Below are 26,081 nucleotides of genomic sequence, written 5' to 3'. Positions count from 1 at the left end.
CATGTCCAACATCGATACCTCCACCGTGCTGCTCGGGCAGGCGCAACTGCGCAAGCTCGTGCCATTGGATCTCGACGCGATCGAGCAAGTCGAAGCCGCGTTCAAGTCGCTCGCGACGGAAGCCGTCGCGATGCCGCCGATCCTGCGTCTCGACATTCCCGAGCACGCGGGCGAAGTCGACGTAAAAACCGCTTATTTACCGCGCTTTCCGAGCTTCGCGATCAAGGTGAGCCCGGGCTTCTTCGACAATCCATCGCTCGGGTTGCCGAGCCTGAACGGGCTCATGCTGGTGCTGTCGGCGCGCACGGGACTCACCGAGGCCGTGTTGCTCGACAACGGTTATCTCACCGCGGTGCGCACGGCGGCGGCGGGCGCGGTCGCGTCACGCTGGCTTGCGCGCAAGGATGCGAAGCGCGTGGCGATCATCGGTGCGGGCGAGCAGGCGCGTCTGCAATTGAAGGCGTTGCGTCTCGTGCGCGATATCGAGCATGTCACCGTATGGGCGCGCGATGCCGGAAGCGCTCGTCGATTCGCGCGTGAATGCGAAGACCTGCCGTGCGATGTCGCGGGCAGCGTGAATCAGGCGCTCATGCACGCCGACATCGCCATCACGACGACCCCGAGCCGCGAGCCGTTGATCCACGCGCGCGATCTGCATCCCGGCCTGCATATCACGGCGATGGGCTCGGATGCCGAGCACAAGAACGAAATCGCGCCGGACGTCTTCGCGAAAGCGCGCTATGTATGCGACCGCTTGCAGCAAGTGCGCGTGCTGGGTGAACTGCATCATGCAATCGATGCGGGCGTGATCGATGCTGATGCTTCCTTTGCGGAGCTTGGTGAAGTCATCGCGCAACAAGCACCGGGCCGCACGAACGACGACGAAATCACCGTGTGCGATCTGACCGGCACCGGCGCGCAGGACACCGCGATTGCAACGCTCGCCATTCAGCGTGCGCGCGGGAGCGAAGCAGGGACCATTTTCCACAACGATGTGACCGCTTGATAGAGGGGACGATGTCCGAAATCATGCAACAGAAGACAGCGGATGAACGAGGGGCGCCCGTGGTACGCCTGCCGTTCGAGCGCAGCGAATACGACGCGCGCATCGCAAAGGCGCGGCGTGCGATGGAGAAGGCCGGCATCGATCTGATGATCGTGACCGACCCGACCAACATGGCATGGCTCACCGGTTACGACGGCTGGTCGTTCTACGTGCATCAGTGCGTGCTGCTCGCGATGGAAGGCGAACCGGTCTGGTACGGCCGCGGTCAGGACGCGAACGGTGCGAAGCGCACGGTGTTCATGTCGCACGACAATATAGTCAGTTATCCGGATCATTACGTGCAGTCGTCGGTGCGCCATCCGATGGATTTCCTGTCGACCGAAGTGATCGCCGCGCGCGGCTGGGACAGGAAACGCATCGGCGTCGAGATGGACAACTACTACTTCAGCGCGAAGGCGTATGCGTCGTTGACGCAGCATCTGCCGGATGCAAAGTTCGTCGATGCCACCGCGCTCGTCAACTGGCAGCGCGCGGTGAAGTCGCCGCGCGAGATCGAATACATGCGCGTTGCGGCGCGCATCGTCGAGAAGATGCATGCGCGCATCCTCGACAAGGTCGAGCCAGGCATGAAGAAGAGCGACCTCGTCGCGCAGATTTACGAGGCGGGCATCACGGGCGTGGAGGGTTATGGCGGCGACTATCCGGCGATCGTGCCGCTGTTGCCGACCGGTTCCGATGCCGCCGCGCCGCATCTCACGTGGGACGACTCGGCATTCAACGCGAATGCGGGCACGTTCTTCGAAATCGCCGGCTGCTTCAGGCGTTATCACTGCCCGCTCTCGCGCACGGTGTATCTCGGCCGTCCGCCGCAGCATTTCATCGAAGGCGAGAAGGCGGTCGTCGAAGGCATCGAAGCGGGTCTTGCGATGGCGAAGCCGGGTAACAAGACCGAGGACATCGCCAATGCGTTCTTCGCGGTGCTGCGCAAGTTCGGCATCGAGAAGGACAGCCGCTGCGGCTATCCGATCGGCGCGAGCTATCCGCCCGACTGGGGCGAGCGCACGATGAGCCTGCGTCCAGGGGACAAGACCGTCCTCGAACCCGGCATGACGTTTCACTTCATGCCGGGCCTGTGGCTCGACGACTGGGGCCTCGAAATCACGGAAAGCATCCTGATTACGGATACCGGCGTCGAGACCTTCTGCAACACGCCTCGCAAATTGTTCGTGAAGGAGTAGCACGATGCGCGCGTCACCGATCAGCCCGACCGTCGATTTCGACGCCGACGGAGAACAGCACGGCTTCCTGAAGCTGCCGTACTCGCGCAACGATTCGGCGTGGGGCGCCGTGATGATCCCGGTCACCGTGATCAAGCGCGGCGAAGGACCGACGGCGCTGCTCACGGGCGGCAATCATGGCGACGAGTACGAAGGTCCGATCGCGCTGGCGAAGCTCGCATCGACACTGAAGGCGGGCGATGTGAACGGTCGCGTCATCATCGTGCCGTTCATGAACTATCCCGCGTTTCGCGCGGGCTCGCGCACTTCGCCGATCGATGCGGGCAACCTCAATCGCAGCTTTCCCGGCAAACCGGACGGCACGGTGACGGAGAAGATCGCGGATTACTTCCAACGTCATCTGTTGCCGCTTGCCGACTACGTGCTCGATATCCACGCGGGCGGACGCACGCTCGATTTCCTGCCGTTCGCGGCGATCCACGTGCTGAACGACGCGACGCAGCAATCGCGTTGCGAAGCCGCGATGCGCGCGTTCGGCGCGCCGTACTCGATGCGCATGCTGGAGCTCGATAGCGTCGGTCTATACGACAGCGCGGCGGAGGAAGCGGGCAAGGTGTTCGTATCGACGGAACTGGGCGGCGGCGGTTCGTCGACGGCGAAGAGTGTCGCGGTCGCCGAGCGTGGCGTGTACGGCTTTCTCGCGTATGCGGGCATCATCGAGAAGTCTGTCGTGCAGGGTGAGGCACGCAGGACCACGTTGCTCGATATGCCTGACGGTTCGTGCTACACGACGAGCGAGCATACGGGCCTGCTCGAAATGTGCCACGATTTGGGCGACAGGGTTCGGGAAGGCGATGTCCTCGCGCGTGTGTATGACATCACGCGCACGGGCGCGGCGCCGGTTGAATACCGCGCGAAACGTGACGGGCTGCTTGCGGCGCGGCATTTTCCTGGGCTCGTCCAAACGGGCGATACCGTGGCCGTGGTTGCGGATATCGTCGAACGCGACATTGCTGTGAGCGTGTGACTTGATCAAGCTCGACCGCTACGATCTCGCTATCCTGCGCATACTCGCGCGGGATGGCCGCATTACGAAGTCGCGCCTTGCGGAAGAGGTGAATCTTTCGATCTCGCCTGCGTGGGAGCGGGTGAAGAAGCTCGAAGAGAGTGGAATCATCAGAGGCTATCGGGCCGATATCGACTGGACGGCTGCGTTCAAGGGTAGCCGTATCGTCGTCGAGGTGACGCTTTCGCGTCATACCGCGCAGGATATGCGACGGTTCGAGGAACGGGTGTTGTCTGCTCCCGAGATCGTGCAGTGTTATGCCACCGGGGGTGGCGTGGATTATGTGCTGCATGTTCTCTCTCGCGATATCGACCACTATCAGCGGTTTATCGATTCTCTTCTTGTCGAGGAGCTGGGGATCGAGAGGTACTTTACCTATATCGTTACCAAAATCGTGAAGGATTCGGCGGAGGGGCCGCCGGAGGGGGAATGATGTTCTTATTCGCCGGATCCCGATTTGTTAGTGGTTTATTGGCGTTGCCCCTGTGCGGGGCGGCAGTCACTTTCTTTGCTGCTGCAAAGAAAGTAACCAAAGAAAGCAGCTTTTCAGGCCCGCGGTCACACGCAACTGGGCCAATTTTCTCCTTGCAGATGGCACTCGCCTAAGTGTCGCCCTCAAAGGCCCAACGGGGCTTGGCTCGCGCACGGTCTGCCGCATCGCGCCGCCCGCCAGATTGGTTCAGCACGAAATAGCATCGGCACAGCGCTGCGCGCTGCCGTTGGGTATGCGAGGGAAACCAGCGAGAAAGAGGCGTGCGCAGCCCACCCCAGCCCACCCCACCCGCCGATTGACCCATCGGCCGCGAAGCGGGCCGGAGCCATTTCGTGCTGAACCAGCTTGTTGTGTGGTGCGATGCGTCAGACCGTGCGCGAGCCAAGCCCGATTCTGCTTGTGGGGGCACTCGCTACTCTGGGTTCCATTCAGCCAATCGCCTGTGCCGCGGCCGGCGTGAAGTACTTTGGATGAGGATAGCTGTTTCTTTGGTTACTTTCTTTGCAGCAGCAAAGAAAGTGACTGCCGCCCCGCACAGGGGCAGTGCGAATAGACCGACGTGAAAGCAGGATTCCACGAAAGAACAGAACGAAATCAAGACCGCGGCCGGCGTGAAGCACTTTGGATGGGGAAAGCTGTTTCTTTGGTCACTTTCTTTGCAGCAGCAAAGAAAGTGACTGCCGCCCCGCACAGGGGCAACCCAAATAGACCGACACGAAAGCAGGATTCCACAAAAGCCCATGCAAGCAAAACAGAAAAAACACCACCATGCCACGGCGATAACAAAAAGATCACCAACCCCATGCCCCATAAACTAGCCACATCGAATCAATCAAGCGAATGCACGCTTCGAGCAAGGAGACGAACATGCTGCTGGGTCATCCCGTTCTATTCAAATCGCTCTGTTATATCGACGGCCGCTGGGTCCATAGTGACAGCGCCGCCTCGATCGCCGTAACCAATCCGGCAGATCAAAAGGTCATCGGTCATGTGCCGATGCTCGACAAGAAGCAAATCATCAACGCAATCGACGCCGCCGATCGCGCATTCCAGTCCTGGCGCTGGATGCCGCAGCAAAAACGCAGCGCGCTGCTCCTGCGCTGGCATGAACTCATCATGCGTCACCAGTCCGACCTTGCAGGCATCCTGTCGCTCGAACAGGGCAAGCCGCTCGCCGAATCGAAAGGGGAAATCGCGTATGCGGCAAGTTTCGTCGAGTGGTTCGCGAATGAAGCGAAGCGTCTGACGGGCCGCACCATTCCCACGCATATCGACGGTGCGCATCTCGGCACAGTGATGGAGCCGGTCGGTGTCGCCGCGCTCATCACGCCGTGGAATTTCCCGGTCGCGATGATCACGCGCAAGGCCGCAGCCGCCATCGCGGCGGGCTGCACCGTCGTCGTGAAACCCGCGCACGAAACGCCATTCTCCGCGATCGCGCTTGCACAACTCGCCGAAGAAGCGGGCTTTCCGCCGGGCGTCTTCAATGTCGTCATCGGCGAACCGCAAATGGCAATGGAAACGCTCGTCGGCGATACGCGCGTGCGTGCCGTGAGCTTCACGGGCTCGACGCGCGTCGGCAGTCTCGTTGCGCAGACGGCGGCGCAGGCGGGCATCAAGAAGCTCGCGCTGGAACTAGGCGGCAACGCGCCCTTCATCGTGACCGAAGACGCGGACCTGGAACAGGCCGTGCGCGTCGCAGTGGGCGCGAAGTTTCAGACGTCGGGGCAGGATTGCTGCGCGGCGAATCGCATGCTCGTTGCGCGCCCGCTCTATGAACGATTCGTTGAACGCTATACGGAAGCGGTAAAGGCGCTGAAGGTAGGGCCGGCTTTCGAAGCGAATGTCGATGTCGGTCCGCTCATGCATCAGGCTGCGTTCGATGCGACCGTCGCGCGTATCGAAGACGCGAAAGCGCAGGGCGCGCGCATCACCGTGGGCGGCAACGCGCATGCGCTCGGCGGCTGGTTTTATGAACCGACCGTCGTCGCCGATGCCCAACCAGGCATGCGCATCTACGACGAAGAGAACTTCGCGCCGATCTCCGCGATTTCCCCGTTCGATACGCTCGACGAAGCCGTCACGCGCGCGAACGACACCGAGCATGGCCTCGCCGCCTATGTCTGCGCGACCCGCATCGACACGATCTTCCAGCTCGTGCGTCGGCTCGACTTCGCGATGGTGTCGGTCAACGGCGTCAAATTCACCGGCGCGCCGATCCCGTTCGGCGGCATGAAGGCATCGGGGCTCGGCCGCGAAGGTGGCGCGGAAGGCTTCGAGCCGTTCGTCGAAACGAAATACTTTTGCCTCGGCAATCTCGGCCTGCCGCTCACGAGCGCGGCCTGAACGACGTATCCTCAAAGACACGAAAGACCGAATCAAGGAGAAACATATGACCCAGCAAAATCAATCGCTCGAACAACTGTTCGCCGAAGACCGCGCGCATTTCATGCATCCGTCCACGCATGCGCACGATCATGCCAGCGGCGCGCTGCCCGGCAAGATCGTCACGGGCGCGAAGGGCATTCGTATTCAGGATCATCAGGGTAAAAGTTATATCGATGCATTCGCGGGTCTCTATTGCGTGAACATCGGCTATGGCCGCACGGAAGTCGCGGAAGCGATCTATGAGCAGGCAAAAAAGCTCGCGTATTACCACACGTATGTCGGTCACTCGACGGATACGATCATCGAATTGTCTTCGCGCATCATCGACTGGTCGCCAGAAGGCATGAAGAAGGTGTACTACGGCATGTCGGGATCGGATGCGAACGAAACGCAGATCAAGATCGTCTGGTACTACAACAATGTGCTTGGCCGTCCTAACAAAAAGAAGATCATTTCGCGCGAGCGTGGTTATCACGGCTCCGGGATCGTGACGGGCAGCCTCACCGGCCTTCCGAGCTTCCACCAGAACTTCGATCTGCCGATCGACCGCGTGAAGCACACCGTTTGTCCGCACTGGTATCGCAAGGCGCCGGCCGGCATGAGCGAAGCGCAATTCACCGCGTATTGCGTGGAAGAACTGGAAAAGCTGATAGCGAAGGAAGGCGCGGATACGATCGCCGCGTTCATCGCCGAACCGGTGATGGGCACGGGCGGCATCATCGCGCCGCCGCAAGGCTATTGGGAAGCGATTCAGGACGTGCTCAAGAAGCACGACATCCTGTTGATCTCCGATGAAGTCGTGTGCGGCTTCGGTCGTCTCGGCTCGAAGATGGGCGCGCAGCACTTCGGCATCAAGCCGGATCTCATCACCGTCGCGAAGGGCCTGACGAGCGCTTATGCGCCGTTGTCGGGCGTGATCGTCGGAGAGAAGGTGTGGGACGTCATCGAAAAGGGTTCGCAGGAATTCGGTCCGATGGGACACGGCTGGACCTATTCGGGCCATCCGATCTGCGCGGCCGCCGCACTCGCCAATCTGGATATTCTCGAGCGCGAGAACCTCACGCAGAATGCCGCCGATGTCGGTGCCTATTTCCAGCAGCAATTGCATACCGCTTTCGATGCGCATCCGCTCGTCGGCGAAGTGCGCGGCGCGGGCATGCTCGCGGCGCTCGAATTCATGGCCGACAAGGACGCGAGGAAGCCGTTCGATGCGGCGCTGAAGGTCGGCCCGAAGGTATCGGCGGCGGCACTCGAGCGCGGCGTGATCGCGCGTGCGATGCCGCATGGCGATATCCTCGGCTTCGCGCCGCCGCTCGTCACGACGCGTGCCGAGGCTGACGAAATCGTCGGCATCGTGAGGCAGGCGGTGGATGCAGTGGCGAACGAGGTGATTGGCTCGGCGCTATCGACACAAGCGGTCTGATTCTCGCGGCATTGGTGATAACGAAGGCCCGCAGAATACGCGGGCCTTTTTGCTTTGGCGCGGGACTGGAACGCGCGTTGCTCCGTAATCTTCGACTACGACCGAAAGGAGACTCACGATGAGCGACAGCGACGAGAAGCGACATGAACAACCGCATTCCGCGCCGAATCCGAACGCGGCGGAGATCGAACCGGCAAACCGGCAGTTGGACCAGCATCCGCATCAGACGGCGGAAGTGCCTTATGGATCGGGGAATGCGCCCGAGATTGCGGGCAAGGGCGGTTTCGATGCACAGGACGCGGATCTTCCCGATCCCAAGAACAAGCATTCCGAGCCGCTGCAGCGTAAATAACGTCGGGCAGCACCAAAAACAAAACGGCCATTTTATGGCCGTTTTGTCATTTCCGCTTAGCGCGTCGCAATATACATCGTGATCTCAAAGCCGAAGCGCATATCGGTGAAACTCGGGGTTTCCCACTTCATAGAGCCTCCTTGTGCAATGATTGGCCAGACGAATGCCAGGCCATTGCGCGGTTCATCTGCTGCGGGCGCCGTGCAAAGCCGCGCATCCCAATCGACGCTCTTTAATGCTAGCGCGATAACGCCGGATGCACGATTAGAAATTGCACCGGCGTTCATTTAATTTATTTATCGTCGCGGATAGAGTTTGCTTTTAGACCGAGGGATTACCCTGCCGTAAGCACGATGCAACACGATTGAAGGCCGCATGGCGAAATATCACTCGGCACGCATTGCCTCGCGCAACACCGCGTCGGCGCTATCGAAATTGCGATCGGTCATTTTGTTGAGCACGGCCATGACTTCGCCGTCCGCGCCGTTGCTTCTTGCCAGCGCAATGAGCTTTTCCTTCCCCATCGGATAATCGGCGCCTTTGAGCACGCGTGCGATTTCTTGCGGCGGCGGCTCGTCCGGATGCCGATGATTCTGCGAATGCGCGGGATGCTGTGCCATTTAAGCCTCCTTTTCGATTCGACGATAACGCTGACGAATCAGCAACGGGCGTTCCCGTTCATGGGCTCGATTGATGCAACGAGACCTGCGCGAATCATCACGCGCCGGTTTCTACTCGCGCCGCATTCGATGAGAGCGGCGTGCCGGGCAGCATCACTCACAGCTCCGCGCTTGCCGTCGTCGCGCGCGGCGCGAGCGATGCGCGCGTGAGCGCGTCGAGCGGAAGCGGCTTGTCGAAGAAATAGCCCTGCGCTTGCGCTGCGCCCATGTCGCGCAGCACGGCGAGCGTAGCGGCATCTTCCACGCCTTCGGCAACGAGCGTGAGATCGAGCGATTCGGCCATGCGCACGATCGCGCGCACGATGGCCCGGCTGCGCGGACTTTCGGTCAGTTCGAGAATGAAAGACTTGTCGATCTTCAGCCCCGTGAACTGATATTGATGCACGTAGCTGAGCGACGAGAATCCCGCGCCGAAATCATCGAGCACGACGGACATGCCGTTATCCGCGAGCCGCTGCATCGTGCGTCGCGCGAGCGCGGGTTCGGCGACGAGCGCGCCTTCCGTCAGTTCGAGACACACGCGCGATGGCGACACGCGATAACGCCGCAGCAAGGCGAGCACGTCGTCGGCGAACTCGGGGCGCGTCATGCTATAGCTCGAACAGTTCACATGCACCGGCGGCCAGTGCGCGAAATGTGCATTGGCGAGGATCGCGGCGACGCGCTCGAGCATATAAAGATCGAGCCTGCCGATAAGCCTCAAGCCCTCGACCGAAGGAAGGAACTCGCCCGGCCCGACGAGCCGTCCATCGGGCTGACGCCAGCGAATCAATGCTTCCAGCGCGACGATTTCACCGCTCTTCACATCGACGATAGGCTGAAAGTAGGGCAGCAGCTCGTCGTCACGCTTGATGGCGTTGCGCAATGCGCCTTCGCGTTCCACCTGGTCCGACACTTCGCGTCGCAGTTCCTGGTTGAACACGACGAAGCTGTCGCGGCCCGCGTTCTTCACGCGATACATCGCGGTATCGGCGTCGCGCAAGAGATCGGCGGGCTCGGTATGGAACTGACTGTCCGCACTCACGATGCCGATGCTGCACGATGAAAACACGACATGCTCTTCGATATGAAACGGCAGATCGAACGCAGCGAGAATGCGCTTTGCAATCGATACCGCGTCGCGCACGTGCGCGTTCGGCGAAAGCACGGCGAATTCATCGCCGCCTAATCGCGCGAGCAAGTCCGTCGAGCGCAGGCAATCGCGCAGCCGCGCAGCCGCCTGCACGAGCAGCATGTCGCCGAAGTGATGACCGAGACTGTCGTTCACGACCTTGAAGCGATCGAGGTCGATGAACATTACCGAGAGCTGGTCGCCGCGCGTCTGATAATCCTGCCATGCGCAGCGCAGCTTCTGCATCAGATGGCTGCGATTGGGCAGGCCGGTCAATGCATCGTGCGAGTTCTCGTAAAGCAGGCGCGCGTTGACATCGTCGAGCTCGCGCGTGCGGGCCTGCACGCGCGCTTCGAGTTCGAGGTTCGCGGCATGCAGCGCTTCGGCATCGCGACGTCGCGAGAGCGCGGTGTCGATATGACGCGACACGAAGGTCAGCAATTCCTGATCGCGCAACGAATAACGCACGAGCGGCGAATAGCTTTGCACGGCAAGCACGCCGCGCACGACATCGCCGTCGAAGAGCGGAATGCCGAGCCACGAGCGCAGGCGCACTTCGCTATGCTCGATCTCGAATGCGCCTTCTTCGATGAGACGCAGCGCTTCCGAATGATCGATGAGCCGCGCGCGCCGCTCGTGTATCACGTATTCGGTGAGGCCGCGCTGATTGCGTCGCGGCGCGGGTCGCTCCTGCACGATCTCGTCGACGTAATACGGAAACGACACTTCGCCCGTTTCCGTTTCGAAGAGCGCGATATAAAAGTTGCGCGCATAGAGCAACTCGCCGACGATGCCATGCAGGCTGCGAAAGAACTCGATCGTGTCGCCGGGACGGCTCGACAACTCCGCGATCTGATACAGCGCCGCCTGCAAGTGCTCGGAGCGCTCGCGCTCCGCGATGCCATGACGCAACGCCGCGTTGAGCTTCGATAACTCCGAGGTCCGGCGCGCGACCTGCTCTTCGAGATCGGCGCGGTGCAGGATACGGTCGAGCGCCATCGCCACGTGACGCGCAACGACGAGAAAGAGCGCACGGTCTTCGGCGGTATAGATGCGCGACACATCGTAGACCTGCATCGCGAGCATGCCGAACACTTCGTCGCTGGCGTTCTTGAGCGGCGCGCCCATCCAGAATTCGGGGCGATCGCCGATGCAATAGAAATGGCCCGCGCGCTCGGCCGCGCAGATATCGGCGGCGGTGATGAAAAGCGGCTGCGCGCTCGTCAGCACCCGGCCGGTCATCGACAGATGCGCCGGATTCAGAATGTCGTAGTTCTCCGCCGCGACGACATCCGTATCGATCACATCGACGTAATACGGATACGTGACCTTGCCCGTCTTGCGATCGTAGAGCGCGAGATAGAAGTTCTCGGCATCAATGAGCGTGCCGAGCCGTTCATGCACGCCGCGCAGAAAGTCCGCGCGCTCGGGCACCGAGCTCGCGAGATAGGCGATTTCATAGAGCACGCGCTGCGTGAGTTGCGCACGCGCGAGCGCATTGGCCTGCACGCGCTCGCCGAGCGTGCGCGCGAGTTCGGCGAGATGGGCGTCGTCGCGATGCAGAGCGGGCGCGAGCAGCCAGCCGAGCACGCTTTCGCCGCGCCCGGTCGGCCAGCAGTGCCAGTCGTGCGTGGCGCACAGGTCCGCGAGCCGTTCTTCCGCGATGCTATGCGGCCAGGCTTGTGCGCCCGGCGGCGGTATATCGCCGCGCCGCTCCAGATGCAGTTGCTCGCCCGCGCGATACCACGCCCATTGCTGCGGGCAGCCCAGGGCGGCGGCCTCGCGCAGCAGGGCGTCGATCGATGGCGCGACGCTGGCGAAGACCTTCTCGTCGGTCGCCGTTACGGTTGCAGGTTCGACCGCGGTTGCGCGGGCAACCTGCGCGTCGTACGCGGGAAACACACTCATCGGCGCTCCAGGCCATGTTGTCGCCACGGCGGGCGGTTCTCGTTCAGTGACTGCGCTCGCACGCCGCCTGGGGCGCGCGCCTCAAGCAAACGTTCTACATGGGTAACGGCAGCGAGCATACAGGCTTGAGTACGCAGGACAAAATAAGCTGCCGTGACGGCGTGAATGCGGGCATTCATGCCGGATGCGCGGCGTCCGCGCGCTCGTGTCCGGTAAATCTCTCCCGATAAGCCTGCGGCGACACGCCGAGCGAACGCAGGAATCCGCGACGCATGGTTTCCTCGCTGCCGAAGCCGCAACGCGCGGCGACCCGCTTCACCGGCAGCGCCGTGTCGCCGAGCAGCCGCCGCGCGGCTTCGAGCCGCATGCGCTCGATCGAGCGCGCGGGCGTCGTGCCGGTCTGCGCACGGTAATGGCGCACGAAGCTGCGCTCGCTCATGCCGACGCGCGCGGCGAGCACGCCAACCGAGAGATCCGACGCCAGATTGTCGGTGATCCACGCATGCAGCTCGCCGAAGCGTTCGCCGGATTTCTGCAGCGACAGCGCCGCGCTGAACTGCGCCTGCCCGCCGGGGCGCTTCAGGAACACGACGAGCTGGCGCGCCACGTCGAGCGCGAGCGCGCGCCCGAGATCGTCCTCGACGAGCGCGAGCGACAGGTCGATGCCGGCCGTGACGCCGGCGGACGTCCATACGTCGCCGTCGCGGATGAAGATCGGATCGGGCTCGACGTGGACCGACGGGAACCGTGTGGCGAGTTCCGCGCAGCGCGTCCAGTGCGTGACGGCGCGGCGCTCGTCCAGCAAGCCCGCCGCCGCGAGCAGAAACGCGCCGGTGCAGACCGACGCGATGCGCCGCGCGCAAGCCGAGCGCGCGCGCACCCAGTCGACCAGTTCGCGGTCGCGCACCGCTTCGTGCACGCCCCATCCGCCCGCGACGATCAGCGTGTCGCAGGCTTCGTTCACATCGGGCAACACGTGGCCGACGAGCCCCACGCCCGCCGACGCGCTCACCGTGCCGCCGCGCGCGACGACGCGTGGACGGTACGGCGGCGGCGAGCCCGCTGCCATCGCCAGATCGTTCGCCGACGCGAAAACCTGCAAGGGACCGGCGACATCGAGCAATTGAAAGTCGGGGAAAGCGAGCACGTCGATGGTGCGTGGGGCGTCGGCCGGCATGGCGGTCTCCCGAAGCGCGATTGGCGGAAAACGTGGGTTCTGTGTCAACTTCGCCATAGCGTAGCGGCGTAGGATCGGTTCGTCCATTGCATATGATCGACCAAGGAGAAGACGATGACGCTACACATCGGCCTGTTGCTGTTCCCGCGCGTGCAGCAACTCGACATGACCGGCCCCTACGACGTTTTCGCGTCGATGCCCGACGCGAAGGTGCATCTCGTCTGGAAGACGCGCGAGCCGGTGAAATCGAGCGCCGGCATGATCCTGACGCCGGATGCGACTTACGCCGATTGCCCCGCGCTCGACGTGCTCTGCGTGCCGGGCGGCGCGGGCGTCGGCGATCTGATGGAGGACGAGGAAACGCTCGCGTTCCTTCGCAGGCAGGCGGCGGGCGCGCGCTACGTGACGTCGGTGTGCACGGGATCGCTCGTGCTCGGCGCGGCGGGCCTGCTCCGTGGCAAACGCGCGACGACGCACTGGGCGTATCACGAACTGCTCACGGAACTGGGCGCTACGCCGGTGCAAGGACGCGTCGTGCGCGACGGCAACGTGTTCACGGGCGGCGGCATCACGGCGGGGATCGATTTCGCGTTGACGCTGGCGGCCGAACTCGTCGGCGAACACGAAGCGCGAGTGATTCAGTTGCAGATGGAATACGCGCCCGCGCCACCCTTCGATTCGGGCGATCCGGCGCACGCGCCCGAATCCGTTGTAAGCGATGCTCGCAAGCGCGGCGCGGCATCGCTGGCGGAGCGCCGCACGGTCGCGGCGCGCGTGGCGGAGCGGCTCGGATCGAATGCGTAATGCAAAACGCAAGATGCAAAATGGTTCAATGCATGCGCAATGCAAAACGCCAAAGGCCTAGAACCGTTTCTGCATGAAATAGCGCGCGTGGCCGGCGTGAAAATCGGCGATTTCGCCGAAAGTCTCGTAGCCGCAGCGCGCGTAAAGCGCGCGCGCCGCGGGGTTGACCGTGTCGAGCCAGGCCGCACGGCAACCGCGTTTTCTTGCCTCGTTTTCGGCGGCCTGGAGCGCGCGTGCGCCGAGACCGGAGCCGCGCGCGTCCTCGCGTATCCACAGCCATTTCACGAAGAGCCAGTCCCACGCGGTGTAGCCCGCGAGGCCGCCGAGAAAATCGTCGTCCCGATACAGCGACACGGCGAGATCGCGCTGATGGCTCGAGCCGAGCCGCGCGCGATTGAATGCGGCGAGGCCACCCGCGACGTCCTGCTCGAAGGTCGCGTCGATCCAGTCGGTGACGGCGAGGGTGACATCCGTGTTCATGTCGGACCGGTCAGTTCGACTCGGCCGGTGCGACCGATGCGCCCTTGATGCCGTGCCGCGCGAGCGCTTCGGCGACGAAGCCGGAGCGCTTCACATCCTCGACGAAATCGCGCAGATAGCGCGCGGCTTCGTCGCCGCGAGCCTTCGGCAGGCCCATCGCCTGCTGGATCACCATGAAACGTCCGTCGAGAAGGCGCACGCCGGGCGTGCGCGCCGCGTCGGCTTCGAGTTGCTGCTTCACGCCCGCCGCGACTTCGAGGTTGTCGCGCAGAAATTCGTCGACCACCGTTTGCGACGACGCCGTGCGCACGATCTGCGCATGCTTGATCTCGCGCGTGAGAAAGAGATCGTATGCGCTGCCCGTGCCGACCATGATGCGGTTGCCTTCGCGATCGACATCTTCGTTGCGCGTGAGCGGCGACGCATCGCGCACGAGATAGCAGCCTTCGATCAGCACGTAAGCTGCGGTGAACGCGATTCCCGCGCCGCGCAGCGGATCGATCGCGAAAAAGCCGATGTCGGCGCCGTCGTTCGTGACGGTTTCGACGGATTCCGCAGCCCGCTCGAACGACGTGAACGCGACCGGCACGCCGAGCCGCGATGCGAGTTCGCGCGCGATATCCACCGATACGCCGCCCGGCTCGCCGCTGCCGGTCCGGTGCGCGAGAATCGGATTGCCGAGATTGATCGATGCGCGCAGCGTGCCCGTCGGCACGAAGGCGTTCAGCAAGGAAGAGGAAAGAGTCATGGTGTCCGTCGATTGAATGAAGGGAAGTGGCCGCACCAGCAATCCGATGCAGAATACGCGAACCGCAACCGCTCTGGCAAAGGAACGACATGCACCGCACACGCATCGACAGCCGTGAATTGATCGCGCGGCTGAAGCTCGAACCGCATCCCGAAGGCGGATTCTTCCGCGAGACGTATCGCGCGAGCGGCAACGTCACGCGCGAAAACGAAAGCGAATTGCGCGCCGCATCGACCGCGATCTATTTCCTGCTCTGCGACGGCGCCCATTCCGCATGGCATCGCATTCGCTCTGACGAAATCTGGCATTTCCATGCAGGCGATTCCATCGACGTGCACGTGCTCGATGCGAACGGCGCGCTCGTCACGCATCGTCTCGGCAACGCGCTCGACCATGCGGATACGGTGTTCCAGGCGGTCGTCAAAGCGGGCGACTGGTTCGCGGCCGAATGTCACGACAAGGACGGCGCGGCGCTCGTCGGCTGCACGGTCGCGCCGGGCTTCGAGTTCAGCGAGTTCGAACTTGCCGCGCCGGGCGCGCTGGAAGCACGCTATCCGCAGCATCGCGAACTGATCGAACGGCTCGGACCCAAGTCATGATGCAAGTGCGGTTATCATCGCGCGCATCATCGACAACGACAAAAGGTCAGGCATGAGTGCTGTGCGCCGGGGAATTCAATCGATCGAAGTCGGGGGCGCGCTCTTGCGTGCGCTGGTGGATCATGGCGGCCCGATGCTGCTCGGCGATCTCGCGAAGAAGGCGGGCATGCCGTCGGCGAAGGCACATCCGTATCTCGTGTCGTACGGCAATCTCGGCCTGATTCAGCAGGACGCCGCGACGGGCCGTTACGAGCTCGGCCCGTTCGCATTGCAAATGGGGCTGATCAGTCTGCAACGTGTCGATCCGGTGCGTCTCGCGATCGCGGAAGTGGCGAACATGACGCCGCGCATCGAGCATACGGTCGCGCTCGCGAGCGCGGGCAGTTATGGACCGACGATCGTGCACATCCAGCAGGCGAGCGTGCCCATCCACGTGACGATGCGCACGGGCACGGTGATGTCGCTGCTTCAGACCGCAACGGGCCGCGCATTCGCCGCGTATCTGCCGCCGATGACCGTCGATGCGCTCGTTGCGGTCGAGCGCGCGGGCGCGTTGCAGACCGGCGCAGAGCGTCGTAACTACACGCGCGCGCAGATCGACGCGATGCTCGCCGAAGTGCGCGCGCACGGCATCGCGCGAGCGATCGACGAACCGGTCGCCGGCATCAGCGCCATGAGCGCGCCGGTGTTCGACCACACGCGCAATATCGTGCTCGCGATCACGGCGATCGGACCGAGCGGCTCGTTCGACGGCGCCTGGAATGGCGGCATCGCGAACGCGCTACACGCATGCGCCGGGCGCGTATCGAAGATGCTCGGCTTCGTCGCCGTCTGATGAAAGCCTGACGCTCACACCGGCCGCCAGTGCCCCGGCACCCACTGCCAGTGGTTGCCTTCCCATCGATAGTGCCCCTTCGCCCAGCGATAACCCGTCGCGGGCGGCGGCGGCATGACCTCCGCCACGGGCGCGGGCTGCGGCGGCCGTGCAGGTTCGACGACACACCCCGACAACAGCGCGCCCGCGGTCATCGCGCTGACCAGCATCAGTGAAGCTTTCGCTTTCATAGGTTTTCATCCTTCAATGTTCATAGGGAATTCACGGCGTTCTCCTGCCGTGTCCCTTGAACGCGCCTACCCTTCAAAAGTCGTCGCGCGAGCTTGTAAGCGGATGTAAGTGCCCGATTCAGCACGAGCGCATACGGGTAAACCTAAATTCAACAATATAAAACGACTTGTACAATAATAAACAGCTAACCGAAAGCGAAGCGATTCGCGCCCGAGCCGAAGACGACGAGGCTCGACGATGGAGACGATCGAATGTCCGTGAACTACGCCACTCTGCGTTTCGAATACGAGCGCGCGCCCGAGCACGATGCGCCCGCGTCATCGCCTTATCCCGTTGCCGTGATAGGCGCCGGTCCGGTTGGCCTTGCGACGGCCATCGATCTCGCGCAGCAGGGCGTGCGCACCGTGCTGCTCGACAACGACGACACGGTGTCGACGGGCTCGCGTGCGATCTGCTTCGCCAAGCGCACGCTGGAGATCTTCGATCGCCTCGGCTGCGGCGAACGGATGATCGAGAAGGGCGTGAGCTGGAATGTCGGCAAGGTGTTTCTGCATGACGACCTCGTCTACACGTTCAATCTCTTGCCGGAGACGGGGCATTCGCGGCCCGCGTTCATCAACTTGCAGCAGTACTACGTCGAAGGCTTTCTCGCCGAACGCGCGATGCAGATGGAGCCGCTGCAATTGCGCTGGAAGAGCAACGTGACCGGCGTGACGCAGCATGAAGATCACGTCGAACTGCAGGTCGAAACGCCCGATGGCAGCTATTCGCTCAAGGCGCAATACGTCGTGGCCGCCGATGGCGCGCGCAGCCCGATGCGCAAATGCCTCGGTCTCGACAGCCACGGCCGCACGTTCAAGGATCGCTTCCTGATCGCCGATGTGAAGATGAAGGCGCCGTTTCCGACCGAGCGCTGGTTCTGGTTCGATCCGCCGTTTCATCGCAATCAGTCGGTGCTGCTGCATCGTCAGCCGGACAACGTATGGCGCATCGATTTTCAGCTCGGCTGGGATGCGGACCCCGTCGCGGAGAAAGAGCCGGAACGCGTGATTCCGCGCGTGAAGGCGCTGCTCGGCGAAGACGCGGAATTCGAACTGGAATGGGTGAGCGTGTACACGTTCTCGTGCCTGCGCATGGATAGCTTCAGGCATGGGCGCATCATTTTCGCGGGCGATTCGGCGCATGGCGTGTCGCCGTTCGGCGCGCGCGGCGCGAACAGCGGCGTGCAGGACGCGGACAATCTCGCGTGGAAGCTGAAGCTCGTGGTGAACGGCGATGCACCGCACGCGCTGCTCGATACCTACGCGTCCGAACGCGAATACGCCGCCGACGAAAACATCCTCAACTCGACGCGTGCCACCGACTTCATCACGCCGAAGAGCGCGGTATCACGCCTCTTTCGCGACGCGACGCTGAATCTCGCGAAGGACTGCGCATTCGCGCGGCGCATGGCGAACAGCGGGCGGCTTTCCGTGCCCGCGGTGCTGCGCGACTCGACGCTCAATACACCCGATGCAACCGGCGACGCCTTCAATTGCACGATGATTCCCGGCGCACCATGCGTGGATGCGCCGGTGCGCGTCGATGACCGCGATGCATGGCTCCTGCCTCAGACGCACGGCGGCGCGTTCACGGGCATCTATTTCTGCGGACTGGGTCACGGCCCCGACGTGTGCGCGCAAAGCCTCGCGGCGTTGGCGAAAGCGCCGTTGCCGGTGCGCGCGCTGATCGTCGTGCCGCGCGGCATGACATGCACGGTGCCCGGCGTGACCGTGATCGAGGACATGGAAGGCATGGTCGCGCATCGCTTCGATGCACGGCCCGGCACGTTCTATCTGCTGCGTCCCGATCAACACGTCTGCGCGCGCTGGCGCGCCTTCGACGCCGCATCGGTCGCGGCTGCGGTCAAACGTGCAACCTGCAACGGATGATGAATCGTATGAAGCTCAATCTCGAACTGAATATCGCGGATCACGACGCGTTCTACGAGCGCCTCATCGACACGCACAACGGACTCTCCGACGAAGCGAGCCAGATGCTCAACGCAAAGCTCGTGTTGCTGCTCGCGAATCACATCGGCGATAACGATGTATTGAAAGAAGCGCTGGCGATGGCGCGTCACGGTCTCGCCGAAAGCTGATCGTTCAGCACGATGCCCACGCGATCGCAGATGAAAGCGCCGATGCTCGCGATGTCGTTCAGATCGAGCTTCGGCAAGCTCGACTCGATCGCGGCGGCGTCATCGGTTGCGATTGCAACTATGTCCACGTCGGTCTTGTAGAGCGGATCGCGGCCGGCCGAGGGCCGCACGACTTCGAGCCGGGGCATCGCTTCACGCGCGAATCCCTCGACGATCACGAGGTCCGCGTGCGACAGGCGCGCGGCCAGTTCGATGAGCGGCGGCTCGTCGTCGCCGTTCAGTTCGTGCACGATCGCATAGCGGTAAGGCGATGCGATCAGCACTTCCCCGGCGCCCGCGCGGCGAAAGCGCGCACTGTCCTTGCCCGGCGGCTCCAGTTCGATCGAATGATGACTGTGCTTGATGACGTTGACCGTGATGCCGCGTGCGCGCAGCCACGGCAGCAGCGCTTCGATCAACGTGGTCTTGCCTTGGCCCGAGCGGCCCGAAATGCCGAAGAGCGGCGGATGACGCGAATTCATGCGTAGGGTCGGCTGATAGCTTGGGTTTCGATCAGACGAGTTTAACGGGTCGATGGCGAGCGCGGAGAAATCGCGCTATCGTCGGGCATTCCCTTTGCGGCACTTCACGCCAGCGCGCGCCGGATGCTTCCGACCCCATCGCGCGAGGCTCAGCAATCAAAGGATTTCCCGACATGGCCGAAGACAATCCCAGCACTGCGCTCGCACCGCAGCAGTTTTCCATCGACGTGATGCTCGAAAAATATGCCAAGGGCGACGAGACGCGCGTCGAAGATATCTATCGCCGCGTGGCGCGCGGTGTCGCACTTGCAGAGCCGAAGGAAACGCGCGCGAAGATCGAAGCGGAGTTCGTCGATAACTTCACACGCGGTGCGCTCGGCGCGGGGCGCATCATGAGCGCGGCCGGCGCGGGCATCGACGCGACGCTCATCAACTGCTTCGTGCAGCCCGTGGGCGACGCTATACAGGGCACCGACAGCAACGGCTTGCCGGGCATCTATGTCGCGCTGTTGCAGGCGGCCGAGACGATGCGTCGCGGTGGCGGCGTCGGCTATAACTTTTCCGCGATTCGTCCACGCGGCGCGCGGGTGCATTCGACGGGTTCGGCGGCATCGGGTCCGTGCAGCTACATGGACGTGTTCGATGCATCGTGCCGCACGGTCGAAAGCGCGGGCTCGCGGCGCGGCGCGCAAATGGGCATTCTCGATTGCTCGCATCCCGACTTGCTGGAGTTCATCGCCGCAAAACATACGAAAGGGCGCTGGAACAATTTCAATGTATCGGTCGCGGTGACGGACGAGTTCATGCAGGCCGTCGCCGATGACGGCACATGGCAACTCGTGCACAAGGCCGAGCCTTCGCCCGCGCAGCGCGCAGCGGAAGACATGCATCAGCGCGAGGACGGCCTGTGGGTTTATCGCGAGGTGCGCGCCCGCGATGTATGGAACACGATCATGCGCTCGACTTACGACGTGGCCGAGCCGGGCGTCGTCTTCATGTCGCGCATGAACGACGATAACAATCTGCGCGCGGTCGAATCGATCCGCGCGACCAATCCATGCGGCGAGCAGCCGCTGCCTGCCTACGGCTGCTGCAATCTCGGGCCGCTGAATCTCACGCGCTTCGTGCACGATCCGTTCGCGCAGATGCGCGGCGGCGTGCCGTCGTTCGACTGGGACGCGCTTGCCCGCACCACGCGCACGCAAGTGCGCTTTCTCGACGACGTGCTCGACGTCACGCTCTGGCCGCTCGAAGAGCAGGCGCGCGAAGCGGCGGCGAAGCGCCGTATCGGCGTGGGCTTCACGGGTCTCGGCGATACGCTCGTGATGCTCGGCCTGCGCTATGACGCGCAGGAAGGGCGCGACTTCGCTATACGCGTCGCACGCACGATGCGTGACGAGGCGTATCGCGCGTCGGTCGAGCTGGCGAAAGAGCGCGGCAAGTTTCCGCTCTTCGATGCGAAGCGTTATCTGGAAGAGGGCACATTCGCCTCGCGCCTGCCCGATGACATCAAGATCGCGATACGCGAGCACGGCATCCGCAACAGTCATCTGCTGTCGATCGCGCCGACGGGCACCGTGAGCCTCGCATTCGCGGACAACGCATCGAATGGCATCGAGCCCGCGTTCTCGTGGACTTATCAACGCACGAAGCGCATGGCGGACGGCTCGCGCCAGACCTTTCCCGTCGAAGATCATGCGTATCGGCTCTATCGCGAGATGGGCGGCGACGTGAACGCGCTGCCCGATTACTTCGTCAGCGCACTGGAGATGTCCGCGCACGATCACATGGAGATGATGGCCGCCGTGCAGCCGTTCGTCGACACGTCGATTTCGAAGACCGTGAACGTGCCCGCCGATTATCCGTTCGACAAGTTTCAGGACCTCTATTTCGAGGCATGGCGGCGTGGACTGAAGGGGCTCGCGACGTATCGGCCGAACGAGACGCTGGGCGCGGTGCTTTCCGTCACGCCCGCCGAAACGCCGAGCGATTCGCCGGACCCCGAGCTCGATCTCGATCCGTTGCGCATCGCGATCGATCATCGGCCGCGCGGGGCGTTGCCCGCGATCATCGAGAAGGTCGAGTTTCTGACGCAGGCGGGGAAGAAGTCGCTTTATCTCGCGGTGTCGTTCATCGAAGTGACGGGGCGTATCGGCGGCGAGGATGTGACGATCGAGCGGCCCATCGAGTTCTTCATTCCCACGGGGCAGCGCGACGAATCGCAGCAATGGATCACCGCGACGATGCGTTCGCTGTCACTGGCCGCACGCGGCGGCTTCGCGGCGCGCACGCTGCAGGACATGCGCAAGGTGTCGTGGGATCGCGGCCAAGTGCGTCTCGGCGATGTCGAACGGCTCGACGGACATCGCAGTCCGCGCTGGCACGATTCGGAAGTCGCGGCGCTAGCGTATGCGATCCAGCAGATTCTTTATCGCCGCGGTTTTCTCGACGCAGAAGGAGAGCAGATACCGTCGCGCGTGCTTGCGCGCAAGCATGCCGATGGCACGCCGCATCCTGTAGCTATAGCCGATGAACGCGAAGAGGTATCCGAGGGTATCGCGCGAGGCGAGATCGATTCGCATAGCCTTCCCCTGATGCACGGCCGCAAATGCGCGACGTGCGGTGCAAATGCAGTGATCCGCAAGGACGGCTGCGACTTTTGCACGGCATGCGGCGAAATCGGGGCGTGCGGTTGAGTTGAAGAAAAAAGGCGCGGATTGGAGTCCGCGCCTTTCATGTCGCGCTCAATGCGAGCGTTCAGTGTTCTCTTGCTGCGTCTCTTGCGCAACCGCCGGCTTGCGCGCGGCGTTTTGCGTGAACGGATGCCATACGGGTGTCAGCGTAGGAAGTTCGTCGAGAAGCGAGAACTGATCGAGCGATGTGTTTTCGAACATGATGACCTCTTGATCTTATTTGTCGGCGGCGTCCTTAACGCGCCGTCACCTTGCTTTGCGTCGCCGAGCCGTTGGCATATTCGACGATCTCACGGTTGCGCGCTTCCGCTTGCGCTGCATCGCGTGCACGTTGCTCGCTTTGTGCGGCGACCGCATCGCCCCACATGCTGCGCTCCGGATACGAGCTGCGGTTCAATGCCGGCAGGGACCCGTTCGAATACGCTGCAACGAGTTCTGCGCGCACCTGCGCGCGCGTCTTGGGCGTATCGCTCGAACTCGCTTGCGTTTGCGTCGTGGCCTGATAGGTGCCTGCGCGGCCGATGCCCTGGCCGCTTTCCGCGAATGCGGTAGTCGTGACGACGGCGGAGATGGCTGCGAGAGAGAACCCCGTGATGAGCTGTTTCATGCTTGCGACTCCTTTCATTCCGGTGCGGCGTGCGGGCAAATGCGGATTGCAATTGGCGGAAGGGCACGCTGCGTTAGGGATGAATGTAGTCGCGCGGTACGGGTGGATAAATGCCGGATCAGCGAATAGATTTATCGATTTCGGCGAATAATCGCGAAGAGGCTTGTGGGGCGGACGTTTGCGGCGCATGAAAGCCGCTTGCCGCGCCGCCCCGGCAGATGATTAGCTATGCAACGATATCCTCGGTGCCCGCGACTTCAGGCGTGCCATGCCGCACGATGCCCGGCGACGGCGTGCTCGTCGGCAGGCAGCGATCTTCCGCATCCTTCTGGCCTTGCAGAAGCGGGCAGCGCTCGAACAACTCGGCCGCCCAGTCGACGAACACACGCACCTTCGGCGAAAGATGCCGGTTATGCGGATACACCGCGGAAATAGGCATCGGCAGCGGATTCCATTGCGGCAGCACTTCGATAAGCTCGCCCGCGCGCAAATGCGGCAACGCCATGAAACGCGGCACCTGAATGATGCCGACGCCCTTCAGTCCGCAACTCAGATACGCTTCGGCGTCGTTCACCGCGATCATGCCGCGCATCTTCACTTCGATGGTTTCATCGTCGATGACGAAGTCCATATCCATGACGCGGCCGGTGCGGCTCGAAAAATAATTCACCGCCGTGTGATTCTGCAAATCCTCGATCGTTTTCGGCGTGCCGTTGCGTTCGAGATATTGCGGAGCGGCCACCGTCACGCCCTGAAACACGCCGATGCGGCGCGCGACGAGGCTCGAATCCTGGAGCGTACCCACGCGAATCACGCAATCGACGCCTTCCTGAATGAGATCGACCGGCTTGTCGCCGAAGCCCATCATCAGTTCGATATCCGGGTAGCGCGTATGAAAGTCGCATAGCTGCGGCATCACGATGAGCCGTCCGATCGCGCCCGGCATATCCACGCGCAGCTTGCCGTGCGGACCTTTGCCATTGGTCGAGAACGAGCCTTCCGCTTCTTCGATGTCCGCGAGGATGCGCACGCAGCGCTCGTAATACGCGGCGCCGTCGGGCGTGAGATTGAGTCTGCGCGTCGTGCGCTGAAGCAGGCGCACGTTCAGATGCGCTTCCAGATTCTGGATGATCGTCGTGACGGAGGCGCGCGGGAGATTGAGCGTGTCCGCTGCGCGCGAAAAGCTGTTGGTGTCGACGACGCGGGTGAAGACCTGCATTGCTTGTAGCCGATCCATGTTCTCTCACCTTCTTTACTTAGCGACGCAACTATTTAAGCGAGCGCTAAAAAATGTCCGAATGAACAATCGCAAGGGATAACCACGATTGTTCGGTGCGACCGAATTGTGTTGCCGGATTATAGGCATTTATTAAAAAAGGCGCGGACTCCAGAATTCGGAACATCGCAACTCATGCGTGAAGGCCTTGCAGCGCCGGCCTTGCACCGAAAATAACCATGGCATCACTGTTGGATATCGAATCGAGTCCCCGCTTGTGCATCGAAGACGTGCACATCACGGGACACGTTCAGCCGATCACGCTGCGCAGCTATCGTCCCGCATCGGATGGCACGGTGCTGCCCATCGTTCTTTATTTTCACGGCGGCGGTTTTATCGGCGGCGGACTCGACGACGCGGACACCGCCGCCGCGACGATCGCACGCGATACGCCCGCGTGGGTCGTGTCGGTCGGCTATTCGCTCGCGCCGAAGTTTCCGTTTCCGGCCGCGCCCGAAGACGGTTATCGCGCGGCGCAATGGGCCGTTGCGCACGCCCGCGCGCAGCGTGCGGACCCGCAGCGCATCGGCGTCGCCGGTCACGACGCGGGCGGCAATCTAGCGACCTGCGTCGCAGCCATCGCGCGTGATCGCGGCGATATTCGCATGTCCGCGCAAGCGCTGCTCGCTCCGTTGCTCGACCCGAGCATGACGCGCCTCGCCGACGAACGCAAAGTGCTGTGCCCCGATTTCGAAGCGTGCGAATGCGCGCAGTGGTATCGCGCGTATCTGCCGAATCCTTCGCAACGTCTGCACCCGTATGCCGCGCCGCTCGAATCGCGCCGCCTGGGCGGATTGCCGCCCGCGATGATCGCGAGCGCCGAGCACGACCTCCTGCATATCGAAGCGGAAAAGTACGCGGGCGAACTGATCGCAGCGGGCGTGCCGACCGAAGTGACGCGTCATGGCAAGACCTCGCATCAGGCGCTCGCGGCGCATCCGGATGCGCTCGCCGACGTCGTCGCATTCTTTAGAAAGCGACTGTCCCGCGCGAAATAAGCGACGGAAGAAAGCGCAAGAAACGGCACGCAACTCGCGCATCGCACAACAACAATCTCAACGCAACCGGAGCCTCTCACCATGTCTTTCACTCGCAAACGCATCTACGCCGCGCTAGGCGCGACGCTGATCGTCGCCGGCGCGGGCGGCTACACCGCCTGGCACGGTCACGGCGATTCGGCGATCAACGAAGCCAAAGCCGCCGCTCACAGTCCGACCGCAACGGAAGTGGACGTCGCGGCTGTCGTGTCGAAGACCATCACCGACTGGCAGAGCTATTCGGGCCGTCTCGAAGCGGTCGATCACGTGGACATTCGCCCGCTCGTGCCGGGCACGATCGTCGCCGTGCATTTCAAGGACGGCCAGCTCGTGAAGAAGGGCGATCCGCTCTTCACGATCGATCCGCGTCCTTACGAAGCCGAAGTGGACCGCGCGCAAGCGCAGCTCGCGGCGGCGCAGGCACGCAATGGCTATACATCGACGGATGCGGCGCGCGCGGAACGCCTGCTCGCCGACAACGCGATCGCCAAACGTGATTACGACGAAAAGCAGAACGCCGCGCGCGAGGCCATCGCCAACCTGAAGGCCGCGCAGGCTGCGCTCGAAACCGCGAGGATCAACCTGGCGTACACGCATATCGTCGCGCCGGTGTCGGGGCGCGTGTCGCGCGCGGAACTCACGGTGGGCAACATCGTTTCGACGGGCGCGAACGCGCCTTTGCTGACGACGCTCGTGTCCGTGTCGCCGATCTACGCTTCGTTCGATGTCGATGAACAAACGTACTTGCGCTATCTCGGCCGCGATGCGGGCAGCGCGGTGCCGGTGTCGCTCGGTCTCGCGAATGAAGACGGCTATTCGCGCGAGGGCGTCGTCGATTCCGTCGATAACCGCCTCGATACGACTTCCGGAACGATCCGCGTGCGCGCGCGTTTCAACAACCCGGACGGCACGCTCGTGCCGGGCCTCTATGCGCGCGTGAAAGTGGGCGGCGGCACGCCGCACCCGGCCGTGCTCGTGGAAGACGAAGCCATCGGCACCGATCAGGACAAGAAGTACGTGATGGTCGTCGATAAGGACAACCGCGTGCAGTACCGCGAAGTGACGCTCGGCCAGACGCACGAAGGTATGCGCGTCATCACGAAGGGCTTGCAGCCGGGCGAGCGCATCGTCGTCAACGGCTTGCAGCGCGTGCGTCCCAACGACGTGATCAAGGCCAACAACGTCGCGATGAACGACAGTACGGCAGCGCCCGCACCGGCCGTGAAAACGGCATCCGCGCAGTGATGCGCGGCCTTCGCAACAGACAG

Annotated in this window: 26 protein-coding genes; 15 read left to right on the top strand and 11 right to left on the bottom strand. The window is 62.9% G+C overall.

Annotated features, from left to right (window positions below; genetic code table 11):
• The first annotated feature begins 1 nt into the window (after position 1).
• From NOV72_RS03695 to NOV72_RS03660, 7 genes are all read left to right on the top strand, one after another.
• Complete coding sequence (locus NOV72_RS03695) at positions 2 to 1,006, top strand: cyclodeaminase (protein WP_106853169.1); 1,005 nt, start codon at positions 2 to 4, stop codon at positions 1,004 to 1,006.
• Between the two features lie 23 nt (positions 1,007 to 1,029).
• Positions 1,030 to 2,244 (top strand): ectoine hydrolase DoeA, encoded by a 1,215-nt coding sequence (gene doeA / locus NOV72_RS03690; RefSeq protein ID WP_425428703.1) that lies wholly within the window; start codon positions 1,030 to 1,032, stop codon positions 2,242 to 2,244.
• 4 nt (positions 2,245 to 2,248) lie between these two features.
• On the top strand, positions 2,249 to 3,271 hold the full coding sequence (gene doeB, locus NOV72_RS03685; protein ID WP_106853167.1) for a N(2)-acetyl-L-2,4-diaminobutanoate deacetylase DoeB: 1,023 nt from the start codon (positions 2,249 to 2,251) through the stop codon (positions 3,269 to 3,271).
• Between the two features lie 4 nt (positions 3,272 to 3,275).
• Entirely contained in the window at positions 3,276 to 3,743 is a 468-nt protein-coding gene (locus tag NOV72_RS03680; RefSeq protein ID WP_106853283.1) for an Lrp/AsnC family transcriptional regulator, read from the top strand.
• 927 nt (positions 3,744 to 4,670) lie between these two features.
• Positions 4,671 to 6,149, top strand: a complete 1,479-nt coding sequence (locus NOV72_RS03670; RefSeq protein WP_106853165.1) for an NAD-dependent succinate-semialdehyde dehydrogenase — start codon at positions 4,671 to 4,673, stop codon at positions 6,147 to 6,149.
• A 46-nt stretch (positions 6,150 to 6,195) separates the two neighbouring features.
• Positions 6,196 to 7,614 (top strand): aspartate aminotransferase family protein, encoded by a 1,419-nt coding sequence (locus NOV72_RS03665; protein ID WP_106853164.1) that lies wholly within the window; start codon positions 6,196 to 6,198, stop codon positions 7,612 to 7,614.
• 118 nt (positions 7,615 to 7,732) lie between these two features.
• Positions 7,733 to 7,966 (top strand): hypothetical protein, encoded by a 234-nt coding sequence (locus NOV72_RS03660; RefSeq protein ID WP_245932869.1) that lies wholly within the window; start codon positions 7,733 to 7,735, stop codon positions 7,964 to 7,966.
• A 56-nt stretch (positions 7,967 to 8,022) separates the two neighbouring features.
• Here the strand turns inward: NOV72_RS03660 and pqqA are convergent, their stop codons facing one another.
• From pqqA to NOV72_RS03640, 4 genes are all read right to left on the bottom strand, one after another.
• The gene (gene pqqA, locus NOV72_RS32970) at positions 8,023 to 8,097 is read right to left on the bottom strand and encodes a pyrroloquinoline quinone precursor peptide PqqA (RefSeq protein WP_008353049.1); all 75 of its coding nucleotides are present in this window, start codon (positions 8,095 to 8,097) and stop codon (positions 8,023 to 8,025) included.
• 255 nt (positions 8,098 to 8,352) lie between these two features.
• Positions 8,353 to 8,586: a DUF2795 domain-containing protein gene (locus NOV72_RS03650; protein WP_106853163.1), complete on the bottom strand. Its 234-nt coding sequence runs from the start codon at positions 8,584 to 8,586 to the stop codon at positions 8,353 to 8,355.
• Between the two features lie 157 nt (positions 8,587 to 8,743).
• The gene (locus NOV72_RS03645; RefSeq protein ID WP_106853162.1) at positions 8,744 to 11,665 is read right to left on the bottom strand and encodes a sensor domain-containing phosphodiesterase; all 2,922 of its coding nucleotides are present in this window, start codon (positions 11,663 to 11,665) and stop codon (positions 8,744 to 8,746) included.
• A 175-nt stretch (positions 11,666 to 11,840) separates the two neighbouring features.
• On the bottom strand, positions 11,841 to 12,899 hold the full coding sequence (locus NOV72_RS03640) for a GlxA family transcriptional regulator (protein WP_245932867.1): 1,059 nt from the start codon (positions 12,897 to 12,899) through the stop codon (positions 11,841 to 11,843).
• A gap of 57 nt (positions 12,900 to 12,956) precedes the next feature.
• Here NOV72_RS03640 and NOV72_RS03635 point away from each other — a divergent pair, with 57 nt between their 5' ends.
• Positions 12,957 to 13,646 carry a DJ-1/PfpI family protein gene (locus tag NOV72_RS03635; protein WP_106853160.1) on the top strand — a complete coding sequence of 230 codons (690 nt, stop codon included), beginning with the start codon at positions 12,957 to 12,959 and terminating at the stop codon, positions 13,644 to 13,646.
• 57 nt (positions 13,647 to 13,703) lie between these two features.
• Here the strand turns inward: NOV72_RS03635 and NOV72_RS03630 are convergent, their stop codons facing one another.
• Positions 13,704 to 14,126, bottom strand: coding sequence for a GNAT family N-acetyltransferase (locus NOV72_RS03630; RefSeq protein WP_106853159.1), 423 nt, complete (start codon positions 14,124 to 14,126; stop codon positions 13,704 to 13,706).
• A gap of 10 nt (positions 14,127 to 14,136) precedes the next feature.
• Positions 14,137 to 14,874 carry an ABC transporter substrate-binding protein gene (locus tag NOV72_RS03625; RefSeq protein WP_106853158.1) on the bottom strand — a complete coding sequence of 246 codons (738 nt, stop codon included), beginning with the start codon at positions 14,872 to 14,874 and terminating at the stop codon, positions 14,137 to 14,139.
• A gap of 89 nt (positions 14,875 to 14,963) precedes the next feature.
• Here NOV72_RS03625 and NOV72_RS03620 point away from each other — a divergent pair, with 89 nt between their 5' ends.
• Both NOV72_RS03620 and NOV72_RS03615 read left to right on the top strand, forming a co-directional pair.
• Positions 14,964 to 15,473: a cupin domain-containing protein gene (locus NOV72_RS03620; protein ID WP_106853157.1), complete on the top strand. Its 510-nt coding sequence runs from the start codon at positions 14,964 to 14,966 to the stop codon at positions 15,471 to 15,473.
• Between the two features lie 52 nt (positions 15,474 to 15,525).
• Positions 15,526 to 16,308, top strand: a complete 783-nt coding sequence (locus NOV72_RS03615; protein WP_106853156.1) for an IclR family transcriptional regulator — start codon at positions 15,526 to 15,528, stop codon at positions 16,306 to 16,308.
• 14 nt (positions 16,309 to 16,322) lie between these two features.
• Here the strand turns inward: NOV72_RS03615 and NOV72_RS03610 are convergent, their stop codons facing one another.
• On the bottom strand, positions 16,323 to 16,538 hold the full coding sequence (locus tag NOV72_RS03610; protein ID WP_106853155.1) for a YXWGXW repeat-containing protein: 216 nt from the start codon (positions 16,536 to 16,538) through the stop codon (positions 16,323 to 16,325).
• A gap of 252 nt (positions 16,539 to 16,790) precedes the next feature.
• Here NOV72_RS03610 and NOV72_RS03605 point away from each other — a divergent pair, with 252 nt between their 5' ends.
• Both NOV72_RS03605 and NOV72_RS03600 read left to right on the top strand, forming a co-directional pair.
• The gene (locus tag NOV72_RS03605; RefSeq protein WP_106853154.1) at positions 16,791 to 18,470 is read left to right on the top strand and encodes an FAD-dependent oxidoreductase; all 1,680 of its coding nucleotides are present in this window, start codon (positions 16,791 to 16,793) and stop codon (positions 18,468 to 18,470) included.
• Positions 18,470 to 18,679: a DUF2783 domain-containing protein gene (locus NOV72_RS03600; protein WP_106853282.1), complete on the top strand. Its 210-nt coding sequence runs from the start codon at positions 18,470 to 18,472 to the stop codon at positions 18,677 to 18,679. The genes NOV72_RS03605 and NOV72_RS03600 overlap by 1 nt, the downstream gene beginning before the upstream one ends.
• Here NOV72_RS03600 and mobB read toward each other — a convergent pair.
• The gene (gene mobB / locus NOV72_RS03595) at positions 18,658 to 19,200 is read right to left on the bottom strand and encodes a molybdopterin-guanine dinucleotide biosynthesis protein B (protein WP_106853153.1); all 543 of its coding nucleotides are present in this window, start codon (positions 19,198 to 19,200) and stop codon (positions 18,658 to 18,660) included. The two genes, NOV72_RS03600 and mobB, sit on opposite strands and share 22 nt — an antisense overlap.
• A gap of 173 nt (positions 19,201 to 19,373) precedes the next feature.
• On the opposite strand from mobB, the gene NOV72_RS03590 reads away from it, so the two are divergent.
• Positions 19,374 to 21,896, top strand: coding sequence for an adenosylcobalamin-dependent ribonucleoside-diphosphate reductase (locus tag NOV72_RS03590; protein WP_106853152.1), 2,523 nt, complete (start codon positions 19,374 to 19,376; stop codon positions 21,894 to 21,896).
• Positions 21,897 to 21,944: 48 nt separating this feature from the next.
• Here the strand turns inward: NOV72_RS03590 and NOV72_RS32170 are convergent, their stop codons facing one another.
• From NOV72_RS32170 to NOV72_RS03580, 3 genes are all read right to left on the bottom strand, one after another.
• The gene (locus NOV72_RS32170) at positions 21,945 to 22,094 is read right to left on the bottom strand and encodes a hypothetical protein (RefSeq protein WP_181290821.1); all 150 of its coding nucleotides are present in this window, start codon (positions 22,092 to 22,094) and stop codon (positions 21,945 to 21,947) included.
• A gap of 34 nt (positions 22,095 to 22,128) precedes the next feature.
• Positions 22,129 to 22,500, bottom strand: a complete 372-nt coding sequence (locus tag NOV72_RS03585; RefSeq protein WP_106853281.1) for a DUF4148 domain-containing protein — start codon at positions 22,498 to 22,500, stop codon at positions 22,129 to 22,131.
• Between the two features lie 226 nt (positions 22,501 to 22,726).
• Positions 22,727 to 23,737, bottom strand: coding sequence for a LysR family transcriptional regulator (locus tag NOV72_RS03580; protein ID WP_106853151.1), 1,011 nt, complete (start codon positions 23,735 to 23,737; stop codon positions 22,727 to 22,729).
• Positions 23,738 to 23,955: 218 nt separating this feature from the next.
• On the opposite strand from NOV72_RS03580, the gene NOV72_RS03575 reads away from it, so the two are divergent.
• The gene (locus tag NOV72_RS03575; protein ID WP_106853150.1) at positions 23,956 to 24,774 is read left to right on the top strand and encodes an alpha/beta hydrolase; all 819 of its coding nucleotides are present in this window, start codon (positions 23,956 to 23,958) and stop codon (positions 24,772 to 24,774) included.
• An 81-nt stretch (positions 24,775 to 24,855) separates the two neighbouring features.
• A complete protein-coding gene (locus NOV72_RS03570) occupies positions 24,856 to 26,058 on the top strand; it encodes an efflux RND transporter periplasmic adaptor subunit (protein ID WP_106853149.1) in 1,203 nt (400 codons plus the stop codon).
• Positions 26,059 to 26,081 lie beyond the last annotated feature (23 nt).

Origin of the sequence: Caballeronia novacaledonica (assembly GCF_900258035.1) — a bacterium.
GTDB classification, from domain to species: Bacteria; Pseudomonadota; Gammaproteobacteria; order Burkholderiales; family Burkholderiaceae; genus Caballeronia; species Caballeronia novacaledonica.
This window is presented reverse-complemented; position numbering and strand designations above follow the sequence as displayed.